Origin of the sequence: Defluviimonas salinarum (genome assembly GCF_026013545.1) — a bacterium.
In the GTDB taxonomy this organism is placed as follows: domain Bacteria; phylum Pseudomonadota; class Alphaproteobacteria; order Rhodobacterales; family Rhodobacteraceae; genus Albidovulum; species Albidovulum salinarum.
In genome coordinates, this window is the sequence record NZ_JAPDOG010000001.1 from 424,700 (window position 1) to 436,996 (window position 12,297).

At 62.5% G+C, this 12,297-nt stretch carries 11 protein-coding genes; 10 read left to right on the forward strand and 1 reads right to left on the reverse strand.

Annotation, left to right across the window (positions count from 1 at the left end):
* The first annotated feature begins 14 nt into the window (after positions 1–14).
* A complete protein-coding gene (locus OM960_RS02165; RefSeq protein WP_264770942.1) occupies positions 15–722 on the forward strand; it encodes an IS6 family transposase in 708 nt (235 codons plus the stop codon).
* On the opposite strand, the gene OM960_RS02170 is transcribed toward OM960_RS02165, so the two are convergent.
* Positions 704–1,507: a Glu/Leu/Phe/Val dehydrogenase dimerization domain-containing protein gene (locus OM960_RS02170; RefSeq protein ID WP_264770943.1), complete on the reverse strand. Its 804-nt coding sequence runs from the start codon at positions 1,505–1,507 to the stop codon at positions 704–706. The genes OM960_RS02165 and OM960_RS02170 overlap by 19 nt on opposite strands.
* A 194-nt stretch (positions 1,508–1,701) precedes the next feature.
* Between OM960_RS02170 and OM960_RS02175 the strand changes: the two genes are divergently transcribed.
* The 9 genes from OM960_RS02175 to OM960_RS02220 form a co-directional block, all read left to right on the forward strand.
* Positions 1,702–2,172 carry an Lrp/AsnC family transcriptional regulator gene (locus OM960_RS02175; protein ID WP_263332656.1) on the forward strand — a complete coding sequence of 157 codons (471 nt, stop codon included), beginning with the start codon at positions 1,702–1,704 and terminating at the stop codon, positions 2,170–2,172.
* Between the two features lie 450 nt (positions 2,173–2,622).
* Positions 2,623–3,855, forward strand: a complete 1,233-nt coding sequence (locus tag OM960_RS02180; protein WP_263332658.1) for a 3-methyl-2-oxobutanoate dehydrogenase (2-methylpropanoyl-transferring) subunit alpha — start codon at positions 2,623–2,625, stop codon at positions 3,853–3,855.
* A 2-nt stretch (positions 3,856–3,857) separates the two neighbouring features.
* Entirely contained in the window at positions 3,858–4,871 is a 1,014-nt protein-coding gene (locus tag OM960_RS02185; protein ID WP_263332660.1) for an alpha-ketoacid dehydrogenase subunit beta, read from the forward strand.
* The gene (locus OM960_RS02195) at positions 4,872–6,548 is read left to right on the forward strand and encodes a 2-oxo acid dehydrogenase subunit E2 (RefSeq protein WP_354003536.1); all 1,677 of its coding nucleotides are present in this window, start codon (positions 4,872–4,874) and stop codon (positions 6,546–6,548) included.
* A gap of 2 nt (positions 6,549–6,550) precedes the next feature.
* Positions 6,551–7,996: a dihydrolipoyl dehydrogenase gene (gene lpdA / locus OM960_RS02200; protein ID WP_263332662.1), complete on the forward strand. Its 1,446-nt coding sequence runs from the start codon at positions 6,551–6,553 to the stop codon at positions 7,994–7,996.
* 119 nt (positions 7,997–8,115) lie between these two features.
* The gene (locus tag OM960_RS02205; RefSeq protein WP_263332664.1) at positions 8,116–9,267 is read left to right on the forward strand and encodes an acyl-CoA dehydrogenase family protein; all 1,152 of its coding nucleotides are present in this window, start codon (positions 8,116–8,118) and stop codon (positions 9,265–9,267) included.
* A 25-nt stretch (positions 9,268–9,292) separates the two neighbouring features.
* A complete protein-coding gene (locus tag OM960_RS02210) occupies positions 9,293–11,017 on the forward strand; it encodes a PHA/PHB synthase family protein (RefSeq protein WP_264770944.1) in 1,725 nt (574 codons plus the stop codon).
* Positions 11,018–11,065: 48 nt separating this feature from the next.
* Complete coding sequence (locus OM960_RS02215) at positions 11,066–11,890, forward strand: alpha/beta fold hydrolase (RefSeq protein WP_264770945.1); 825 nt, start codon at positions 11,066–11,068, stop codon at positions 11,888–11,890.
* 81 nt (positions 11,891–11,971) lie between these two features.
* A partial coding sequence (locus tag OM960_RS02220; protein ID WP_264770946.1) for a DDE-type integrase/transposase/recombinase occupies positions 11,972–12,297 on the forward strand: 326 nt, incomplete at its 3' end.

The window sequence follows — 12,297 nt, forward strand, 5'->3', positions numbered from 1 at the left end:
CGTAGCGTCCGGCCATGACGAAACGCGACCCTTTCAAGTATTTCCACAGCAGCCCGGAGATCATCCGCCTTGCAGTGATGCTCTATGTCCGGTTCCCGCTGTCGCTTCGGAACGTCGAGGACCTGCTTCACGAGCGCGGGATCGAGATCAGCCACGAGTCGGTGCGGTTCTGGTGGCAGCGTTTCGGCCCGATGTTCGCCGCCGAGATACGCAAGAAACGGGCTGAGCGGCTGCGTTCCGGGCCGCAGTGGCAATGGCACCTCGACGAGATGTTCGTGAAGATCAACGGTGAGCGACACTACTTGTGGCGGGCCATCGACCAGGAAGGCGAGGTCCTCGAAAGCTTCGTGACGAAAACGCGGGACAAGAAAGCTGCATTGAAATTCCTCAAGAAAACAATGAAGCGCTACGGTCGGCCGCACATCTTGGTAACGGACAAGCTTCGCTCCTACGGTGCTGCGCTGAGAGAAGTCGGCGCGGCGGACCGGCAGGAAACGGGCCGCTGGCTCAACAACCGAGCGGAGAATTCGCACCTTCCTTTCCGACGACGGGAGCGGGCGATGCAACGGTTCCGGCGGATGCGAAGTCTGCAGATGTTCGCCGCCGTCCACGCCTCGGTCTTCAACCATTTCAACTCGGAGCGCAGCTTCTACTCGAGGGCAAATTTCAAGAAGAACCGCGCCGCTGCTCTCGCCGAGTGGCGTCAACTCGGCGCGGCGTAAGGGGCAGCGATCCTGTCCTTGTGGAGACGAGTTCGAATCTGTCTGACAGCTCCGGCAAAGACATCGACGTCCTGGCGCAAGATGTCGTCCGGCGAAACAACCATGGCATCGAAATCGACTTCCGCCGCGCGCACGGCCGCATCGTTGATGTCGCTCACGATCAGCTTGGCCCCGGCCGCGTGCAGCATTCCTGCCAGGCTCATGCCGACATGGCCAAGCCCCTGAACTGCGACCGTCTTGCCGGTCAGATCGTCAGAGCCAAGGCGATGTTTCAGGGTCTGCTTCAGGCACAGGAACACACCGCGCGCGGTGACCGGCGACGGATCGCCGCTGGCGAACTCGCCGCCTTCAAGACCCGCGACATAGGAGGTTCTTTCCGCCACATACGCCATGTCCTGCGGAGACACGCCGACATCCTCGGCGGTGTAGTAATCACCTGCCAGACATTCTATCAACGTACCGAAGGCGCGCATCAGTTCCGGCGTCTTTTGCGTCTTGGGATCGCCGATGATCACCGATTTCCCGCCGCCGAGCGGCAGATCGGCCGCAGCGTTCTTGTAGGTCATGCCCCGCGACAGACGCTCGACATCGTAGATTGCGTCCTCGATCCTGGCGTAGTTGAACATCCGGCAGCCGCCGGCCGCGGGCCCGCGGCGCAGCGAATGGATGGACACCAGGGCGTGCAACCCGGTCTGCTCGTCCCGCGCCTCGACCAGTCTTTCGTACCCCTCGCGGGGCTCGAGTTCACGGATGGCGAAATTCGGCTTGGTGACGACCTGGTTCATGTGTTGACCCTCATGTGGCAAGGACGGAACGGTGAAAGCCGTGTTGCCGCACGCCTAAGTTGCGACTTTCTCTTCCGACCGGATGCCGCTTGTTCTACCTCCGCATTGCCAGAATGACTGTTGGAATTTACAAAGAGTATCGCGCACATTCAAAACCTGGTTTCGCCAGACCGCGACATGACGAAAGAAAATTCGTGAAACCTCTGGACTCGACAGATATCCGAATCCTTCGCACCCTGCTGAGGGAAGGCAATATCCCGAACACGAAGCTGTCGGAGCTCGTTGCCCTCTCGACCAGCCAATGCTGGCAGCGCGTGCAGCGCCTGCAGCGCGACGGCTACATCGAAGGATACAACGCGGTGATCAACCACCGCCTGCTCGGCTATTCCGATATCGTCCTGGTCGAGATTTCGGCGGCGCGCGATGAAGTCACGCGCATCGCCGAGCTCTGTGAAGAACTCAGCAAGATACCCGAGGTGCTGGAAGTGCACCTGACCTCCGGCGAATACGACTGCTTCATCAAGGTCGCCGTCGACGGGACGCGGGGATACGAGAACTTCCTCAACAAGAAACTGTACCGCATCAAGGGTGTGCGCAACTCCCGGTCATCCTTTTCTCTGAAATGCTTCAAGAACGAGACCGGATTCGTGCCCGACATGTTGTAGTGCTGATTGCCGGCAAAAAACGATCGAACGAATATTTTAGTTTTTGCTCGCCAGGCAAAATATCTGCGCGCGTTCTCGGCGGTTGCCTTCGAAGAACGGGCAGAAATTTGATGCCGAAACGGATAATACGTCTCCATGATGTTGCAGCCGAGGCAGCACGCGTTGCGCAGCTGGAAGGCAGGGGGGCGATGGCTTACTGTTTGCACGGCGAACGCGGATACCGGCGCGAAACGGCGTTCGCCCGCAATCACAGGTTCGCGGTGCCAGGAGGCCGGGCCGCCGAACCACCGGCATTGGCATCGCCGGACCGGGCAGCTTTTTCGCCGCGGTCAATGCGGTCGGACGCGGGCATCCCGAACTCGGGCCGGGCTCCACGCATCCGCCCGTTCGCAACTGCAACTTAGTTGGTGAGGCCGTTGTTCCCGCAATCCCACTCAGATCGAGGACGTCATGACTGATACGCCCCCGCTTTCGCTGAAGGTTCCACAGCCTGAATGCAGACCCGGCGACACGCCGGACTTTTCCGGCATCGAGATTCCCGCGGCGGGGACCGTGCGGCGGCCGGCGGTCGACGAACAAGCCGAAGCGATGCGGGATCTGGCCTTCACCATCATCCGCGTGATGGACGACGAGGGTGCGGCGCAAGGCGATTGGGCCGGCAGTCTCACCGATGACGAGATCGCCCAAGGCCTGCGGGACATGATGACCCTTCGCATCTATGACAACCGCATGATGACAGCGCAGCGCCAGGGCAAGACCTCGTTCTACATGCAGCACCTCGGCGAAGAGGCAATCAGCTGCGCGTTTCAGCGGGCCCTGCAGAAGGGGGACATGAACTTTCCCACCTATCGGCAGGCCGGTTTGCTGATCGCATCGGGCTATCCGATGGAAACCATGATGTGCCAGGTGTTTTCCAACGAAGCGGACCCGCTTCACGGGCGTCAGCTGCCGGTCATGTATTCGTCCAAGGAGCACGGCTACTTCACCATCTCGGGCAATCTTGCGACCCAGTATATCCAGGCGGTCGGCTGGAGCATGGCTTCGGCCATCAAGGGCGATACCAAGATCGCGGCGTCCTGGATCGGCGACGGATCGACCTCCGAGAACGATTTCCACGCCGCCCTAGTCTTTGCGTCCACCTACACCGCGCCGGTGGTTCTGAACGTCGTCAACAACCAGTGGGCCATATCCACATTTCAAGGGATCGCCCGCGGCGGCGCCCACACGTTCGCCTCCCGCGGTCACGGCTTTGGCATCCCGTCGCTGCGGGTCGACGGCAACGACTATCTCGCGGTGCATGCGGTGGCGAAATGGGCGGTCGAGCGGGCACGGCGCAATCTCGGGCCGACGTTGATCGAGCACGTGACGTATCGCGCCGGCGGGCATTCCACGTCGGATGACCCCAGCGCTTATCGCCCGAAATCCGAGAGCGAGGCATGGCCGCTGGGCGATCCCATCGACCGGGTCAAGAAATACCTGATCGGGAAAGGCGTCTGGACGGAGGAACGCCACAAGCAGGCCGAGGCCGAGATCACCGACAGGGTGATCGAGTGCCAGAAGCGCGCCGAGGCCATCGGCACGCTTAACTCGGGCCATGTGCCGTCGCCCCGCGACATGTTCGAAGACGTCTACGCCGAGATGCCACCGCATTTGGTCCGGCAACGCCACGAAGTGGGGTATTGATCATGACTCAGATGACGATGATCGCGGCGATCCAGAACGCCCATGACCTGGCCATGGCGCGTGACGAGAATGTTGTCGTTTTTGGCGAGGATGTCGGTTATTTCGGCGGCGTGTTCCGCTGCACCGCGGGGCTACAACAAAAGTACGGCAGCTCGCGTTGTTTCGACGCGCCGATCAGCGAGCTGGGGATTGTCGGTGCCGGAATCGGCATGGCGGCATACGGGCTCAAACCCGTCGTCGAGGTGCAGTTCGCCGACTACATGTACCCCGCCTATGACCAGATCGTTTCCGAGGCGGCACGCCTGCGCTACCGATCGGGCGGTGAGTTCACCTGCCCGATCGTCGTGCGCATGCCGACGGGTGGCGGCATCTGGGGCGGACAGACCCACAGCCAGAGCCCCGAGGCGCTCTTTACCCATGTCGCCGGGCTCAAGACCGTCATCCCGTCGAACCCGCAGGATGCCAAGGGGCTTTTGCTGGCAGCGATAGCCGATCCCGACCCGGTGATCTTTCTCGAACCGAAGCGGCTCTACAATGGCCCGTTCGATGGCCACCATGACCGTCCTGTCCGGCCCTGGAAAACCCACCCGCTGGGCGAGGTCGATCCCGGCTATTACGAGGTGCCGCTTGGCAAGGCTGCCGTGGTTCGCGCGGGCCAGGAGTTGAGCATCGTCACTTACGGCACCATGGTCCATGTGGCGATCGCGGCGGCTGAGGAAACGGGCATCGACGCCGAAGTCATCGACCTGCGCACACTGATCCCGCTCGACACCGAAACGGTGATGGCCTCGGTCCAGAAAACCGGGCGCTGCCTGGTCCTGCACGAGGCGACACTAACCTCGGGTTTCGGTGCCGAGCTTGCCGCGCAGATCCAGGCGGAATGTTTCTATCACCTCGAAGCGCCCGTGCTGCGGGTGGCGGGTTGGGACACGCCCTATCCGCATGCGCAGGAATGGGCCTATTTTCCAGGGCCCGACCGGGTGGGGCGCAACATGCTAAAACTGATGGAGGCGTAAATGGGGCTCTACACCATGAAGCTGCCCGATGTCGGCGAAGGCATCGCAGAGGCAGAACTCTGCGCCTGGCATGTCGCGGTCGGGGATGTCGTCAAGGAAGACGATCCTCTGGCCGAGGTGATGACCGACAAGGCCGCCGTCGAGATCCCTTCGGCCGTGTCGGGCAGGGTCGTCTGGCTGGGCGGCGCGGCCGGTGACACCATGGCCATCGGGGCCGATCTGATCCGGCTGGAAGTCGAGGGCGAGGGTAACACAAGCCCCGATGAGGCCGCCGCGTCGGATGCGGCATCCGCCGTCAAAGCGCCTGCCCCGGCCGCCGCAAGACCTGCGGAGGCGCCCCCAGCGCCCAGGTTCGACTTGAAGGTGGCAGACGGCAAGGGGCTTTTTGAGATCAAGGTCCCTGATGTCGGCGAGGGCATTGCCGAGGCCGAGCTGACGGGCTGGAGCGTCTCGGTCGGGGCTCAGATCAAGGAAGACGACATCATCGCCGAGGTGATGACCGAAAAGGCCGCGGTCGAGATCCCGTCCAATGCGTCGGGCAAGGTGCTTTATCTCGGCGGCAGCGTTGGAGACACGCTGGCCATCGGCAGCACGCTGATCCTGCTCGAAGTGGACGGCGCGGGAAACACGACGGTCGAGGATGTCGCGAAGAGACTGGCTTCGACCGCGCCTGCCACGGCCGCCGCGCCGGCTCCGTCGATCCCGTCAAAACCCGTGCCCAAGCCGAGACCGGAGGCCTCGGCGCCTAGGCCGGCGCCGAAGGCGGCAACCGCTCCAGCCGGCGCACAACGCCGCGCCGAAGGCGAAAGACCCTTGACGACGCCATCCGTGCGCAAGCGCGCGCGGGAGCTTGGCGTCGACCTGCGTCGGGTCATGGGCAGCGGTCCGGCCGGGCGGATCACCCATGAGGATCTGACCCATTTCCACCAGACCGGCGGGCAGGTCGCTGCAAGCGTCGCCAAACGTCCGCAGCGGAGCGGTGAAACCGAGGAAAGGGTGATCGGCCTGCGCCGCAAGATCGCAGAGCGCATGGCGCTGTCGAAGTCCCGCATCCCCCACATCACCATCGTCGAAGAGGTCGATGTCACCGAGCTTGAAGCGCTGCGCGGCCAGTTGAACCGGGCTAGGGCCGAAACCAAGGGCAAGCTGACCATCCTGCCCTTCGTGATCCGCGCGATCGTGGATGCGGTCGCCGCGCAACCCAACATCAACGCGCATTTCGAAGATGACGCCGGCATGTTTCGTAAGTTTGAAGCGGTGCATGTCGGCATTGCGACCCAGACGCCGGGTGGGCTGATCGTTCCGGTCGTGCGTCATTGCGAGGCGATGTCCTTGTGGGAGAGTGCGGCCGAACTTGGCCGTCTGGCCAGCGCGGCCCGCGACGGCAAGGCCAAGGCGGACGACCTGAGCGGATCGACCATCACGATCACGTCGCTCGGGGCGCTTGGGGCCTTGGCCACCACGCCGATTATCAACTACCCGGAAGTGGCCATCGTCGGCATCAACAAGATTGCGGTGCGTCCGCATTGGGACGGCAAGGGATTCGTGCCCCGCCAGAAGATGAACATCTCCTGCAGCTTTGACCACCGCGTCATCGACGGTTGGGACGCGGCGGTCTTTGTCCAGAAACTCAAGACACTTCTCGAAACGCCTGCGCTGCTGATGCTGGAGGACTGATCATGGAAGAACTTAACTGCAAGTTGCTGGTGATCGGCTCCGGCCCGGGCGGCTATGTCTGTGCCATTCGGGCGGGGCAGCTGGGCGTGGACACGATCATCGTCGAGGCCAAGGCCCATGGGGGCACCTGCCTGAACGTCGGCTGCATCCCCTCCAAGGCGCTGATCCATGCGGCCGATGAGTTTTCGCATGCGGTGAAATTCACCCGCGACAACAATCTCGGGATCTCCGTTCAGAAGCCGAAGATCGAACTGGAGAAAACCGTCGCCTGGAAGGACGGCATCGTCGCCCGGCTGAACGGCGGTGTCACTGCCTTGCTGAAACGGGCCGGGGTGCGGGCGATCATCGGCCATGCCCGTTTCCGGGATGGCAAATCGGTGATCGTTAAGACGGATATGGGCGAACAGCTCATTCGCGCCGAAAAAATCGTCATTGCAACGGGCTCGGTGCCGTTTGAGATTCCGTCCCTGCCGTTCGGGGGCGATGTGATCTCTTCCACGGAGGCCCTGGCGCTGACATCGGTGCCGAAAAGGCTCGTCGTTGTGGGCGGTGGCTATATCGGTCTCGAGATCGGCACCGCGATGTCCAAGCTGGGGGCGGAGGTCACCGTGGTGGAGTTCACCTCGCGCATCCTGCCGCAATACGACACGGAACTGACCAAGCCCGTTGCCGACCGTCTGAAGGCGCTCGGCATCACCGTGATGCTGAACACGAAGGCCGAGGGGCTGAACGCCAGGAAGGACGCGCTGCGAGTCACGCTGGAAGGTGGCGACAGCACCGAACTGCCGTTCGACAAGGTTCTCGTTGCCGTCGGACGCAAGGCGCGGACTCATGATTGCGGGCTGGACGAACTGGCGCTGAAAATGAACGGCCAGTTCATCGAGATCGATGACCGTTGCCAGACGTCGATGCGCGATGTCTATGCCATCGGCGACGTTACGGGCGAACCGATGCTGGCGCATCGCGCGATCGCGCAGGGGGAAATGACGGCCGAGATCGTTGCCGGCGGCCCGCAGGCCTGGGACAAGCAATGTATCCCGGCGGTGTGCTTCACGGATCCCGAGATCGTGACCGCGGGCCTGTCGCCGGACGAGGCGAGGGAACTCGGACATGACATCGTCACGCCGGGTTTCACCCCCGAAGAAGAACTGGTTCTGAACCGCGATATCGAGATCGGCAAGTTTCCCTTCACCGCCAACGGTCGCGCCATGACGATGGAAAACGACAGCGGCTTTATCCGCGTGGTCGCCAGGGCCAGCGATCATGTGATCCTCGGTGTTCAGGCAACCGGCGGAGGGGTGTCCGAGCTCGCGGCGGTCTTTGCGCTCGCCATCGAAATGGGGGCTCGTCTCGAAGACATTGCGGGCACCATCCATGCCCATCCAACCCAGAGCGAAGGCTTCCAGGAAGCGGCGCTGAAAGCATTGGGACATGCCATCCACATCTGAGACCGGAGCATCACGATCAACGCGCCGGTCGGTGCGACACCAACCTTTCAGGCCGCGGAACCCGGTCTTCTTGCCCGGCTTATAGCCGCGATGCCCGAATTGACACAAAGGCTGAACTCATGGATTTCGCGTTAACAGAGGAACAGAGCGCCATCTTCGAGATGGCATTTGCTTTCGGTCAGGACCATATCGCGCCATTCGCCCTGCAGTGGGAAGATCAGGGAACCATCCCGAAGGACCTCTGGCCGCGGGTCGCCGAACTGGGACTGGGCGGTATCTATGTCTCGGAAGAATATGGCGGGTCCGGCCTGTCGCGGCTGGATGCCACGCTGGTTTTCGAGGCGCTGTCGATGGCCTGCCCCGCCGTCGCGTCGCTCCTGTCGATTCACAACATGTGCGGCGGCATGATCGACAAGTTCGGCTCGGAAGACACCAAGCAGAAGTGGCTCCCGCAACTCTGCAGCATGGAGAAGCTGTTCTCCTACTGCCTGACCGAACCCGGTTCCGGCTCGGATGCGGCGGCACTCCGCACCCGCGCCGAGCGGACCAATGGGGGCTACAAGCTGAATGGCACCAAGGCCTTCATCTCGGGCGGCAGCTATTCCGACGTGTACCTGACCATGGTGCGCACCGGCGAAGATGGCCCGCGCGGGATATCGGCGGTGCTCGTCGAGGACGGCGCCAAGGGCCTGTCCTTTGGCGGGCTGGAACGCAAGATGGGCTGGAAGGCCCAGCCGACGGCACAGGTGCAGTTCGACGCGTGCGAAGTCCCTGCGGAAAACCTCGTGGGCGAGGAAGGCCGCGGCTTTACCTATGCCATGGCCGGTCTTGACGGCGGGCGGCTCAACATCGCCGCCTCCGCGCTCGGCGGCGCGCAGGCAGCCCTGAAGGCGGCGCTGGACTATACCGGAGAGCGCAAGGCATTCGGCAAGACGATCGACCAGTTTCAGGCGCTTCAGTTCCGCCTGGCAGCCATGGAGATCAAGCTGCAGGCGGCGCGGATTTTCCTGCGGCAGGCGGCGTGGAAGCTCGACACTAGGGCCCATGACGCGACGAAGTTCTGCGCCATGGCCAAGACATTCGTGACCGACGCGGCCTTTGAGGTAGCCAATGACGCGCTCCAGCTGCATGGCGGTTACGGCTATCTCGCCGATTACGGGATCGAGAAGATCGTGCGCGACTTGCGGGTGCACCAGATCCTCGAAGGCACCAATGAAATCATGCATCTGATCGTGTCGCGGCAGTTGCTGGTGGACCGCGGGCGCAGGTGATCATGGAAGAACAAAGGAGAGAGCGATGGACCAGGATGTCATGAAAAAGCTGTCGGAGATGATGCTCGCGGCCACCAGATCGCATCCGCTCTTCGCCGGGATGGAGCCGTCGCAACTGTCCGATTTGGCCGATGGCTGGGCGAAGGCGGCGCAGGCGATGGCGGCGCCGAACGCCGAGGCCTGGGGGGAATGGGTCAGGACATGGTCGTCCTACCAATCCGAGATGACGAACCTCTGGCTATCCGGTCTGCAGGGCAAGCAGGCGCATGTCGAACCGAGCAGGGATCGCCGGTTCGGCGACGAGGCCTGGAACGAAGGTATCTTTCCGCTCATGCGCCAGTCCTACGAACTGGCGTCCAAGGCCATGGTGGATCTTGCGGACAAAGCTGGCCTGCCCGCGCATGAACAACGCAAGCTGAGCTTCTACGCCCGTGTCACCGCCGACAATCTCTCGCCGTCCAATTTTGCCATGACCAATCCCGAAGTGCTCAAGCTGGCCAGGGAAACCGGCGGCAAGAGCCTGGTCGACGGGTTCCGGAACATGCTTGCGGACCTTGAGAAGGGCTACATCACCACCACCGACGAAACCGCATTCAGAGTCGGCGAGAACCTGGCCACGACGCCCGGTGCGGTAGTCTATCGCAATGAGCTGATCGAGCTGATCCAGTACACGCCCGTAACGCCGAAGGTGCGCGCGGTCCCGATCCTGATCGTGCCGCCCTGCGTGAACAAGTTCTACATCTTCGACATCAACGAAAAGAAATCGATGATCCGGTATCTGCTCGAGAAGGGCAATTCCGTCTTCATCATCTCCTGGCGCAATGCCGGCCCCGAGACCCGGGACTACGACTGGAACGATTACATCACCCGGGGCGTAATGAGCGCCATGGACGCCACCGCCGACATCGCGAAGGCGGAGAAGCTCGACCTTCTGTCCTGGTGCAATGGCGGCACGTTGCTGCTTGCGGCTCTGGCGGTGATGCCGACGGCGCAGAAATCCCTGGTGGGCTCGGCCACGTTCCTGTCCTCGTTGCTGGATTTCAGCGACCCCGGCGAAGTCAAGGTGTTCATCGACCAGCCCCAGATCGCGGCCTACAAGCAGCGGCTTGGCGCGGCCAAGGTGGCCCCGGGACGGGATATCGCGCGGGCCATGGCGATGCTGCATGTGAACGAGAGCATCTGGGGCTTTGTCGTGAACAACTACCTCAAGGGACAGAACCCTCCGCCCTCCGATATCCTCTACTGGAACGCCGACACCTCGAACCTGCCCGCGAAGTGGTATTCCTTCTTCGTCGAGGAAATGTATCACGCCAACAGGTTGAAGGAGCCCGGCGCACTGACCCTGCTGGGCCAGCCGGTCGATTGCGGCAAAATCGACGTTCCCTGCTGTTTCGTGGCGGCAACGGGCGACCATATCGTACCTTGGACGACGTCGTACTCGTCCACAAAACTCCTGCCGAACGTAACCGAGTTCGTGCTGACCTCCGGCGGCCATGTCTCCGGTACCGTCATCAACCATCCGGCGGGGAGTCGGCGCCACTTTCTGGCGGGCGGTGACCGATCGGGCCCGGCAGAGGCATGGCGCGCCTCGGCCGAGCGCACCGAAGGCAGCTGGTGGCCGCATTGGCTCGGGTGGCTGGACAGGACCAGCGGGGCCGACGAACGCAGCGCCCCGGGCAACCCGAAAGATCCCGAACGAGCTGCGGCGCCGGGGGCATATGTGCTGGAAGAAGTGCCGCAGGACGGTTGAGTTTCCGGCCGCCCAACGGCGAGATCCGGGCTTTTGAAGAGGTAGTACGTGCCGCATACGCCCAATGCCACCGAAAACGGCCGGTTTCGGATGCTTTCTGCCGGCGGCGTTGCTTTGCGGGTCTATACCCGGGATCTGGATCGGCCGGGCGTGCCATTGGTGATCTGCAATGGTCTCGGGCAGTCCGTCGAAATTCTCTACCCGCTGCTGCATGAGCTTCCTGACCGGCCGATCATCGCGTTCGATGCGGCCGGGGTAGGCCGGTCGGACGTTCCGTGCGATGTGACCACGATCCCACAGCATGCCGCCATGTTGGGCGAGGTCCTGGATCAACTCGGCGTCGGGCAATTCGACGTGATGGGCATTTCCTGGGGCGGCGCGGTGGCGCAGCAGATCACCCGAGACCAGCCGGACCGCGTGCGCAAGCTGGTCTTGGCCATCACCTCGGCGGGAGGGATCGTCAGTTGGTGGGGCTCGCCTGTAGCACTTTTCGAGATCATGTTTCCCTTGCGCTATGCGAACAAGGCCTACGGAAATTTCATCGGCCCCTTCATGTATGGCGGCGAGGCAATCCTGCAACCAGCGCTCTTCCGAGAATACACCATGCATGCGATCCGCCCGACTTATAAGGGCTATGCAGCTCAGGTTCAGGCCCTGTGCTCCTGGAGCAGTGTGTCCTGGCTTGGCGATCTGAAGACGCCCACCCAGATCATCGGAGGGGCACTGGACTTGTTGATCCCGATCACCAATCAGATGCTGCTCACCGCGCTGCTGCCGAACGCGAGGCTCCGGGTCTTTGATGCGGGTCATCTTGTGATGTATTCACGCCGCGCCGAAGTCGGGGCATTGCTTGCGGGATTTTTAGATGACTGAATTGAACGATCGATGCTGGCAGACGGTCCTGTCAGGGAAACTTGGCTTGAGATGTGATAAGGCGGCGGCTAGCGTCCGGCCATGACCAAACCCAGCCCGTTCAAGTGGTTCAAGACCAGCCCCGAGATCATCCGCCTTGCAGTGATGCTCTATGTCCGGTTCCCGCTGTCGCTTCGGAACGTCGAGGACCTGCTTCACGAGCGCGGGATCGAGATAAGCCATGAGTCGGTGCGGTTCTGGTGGCAGCGTTTCGGCGCGATGTTCGCCGCCGAGATCCGCAAGAACCGGGCGGAGCGGCTGCGTTCCGGGCCGCAGTGGCAATGGCACCTCGACGAGATGTTCGTGAAGATCAACGGTGAGCGACACTACTTGTGGCGGGCCATCGACCAGGAAGGCGAGGTCCTCGA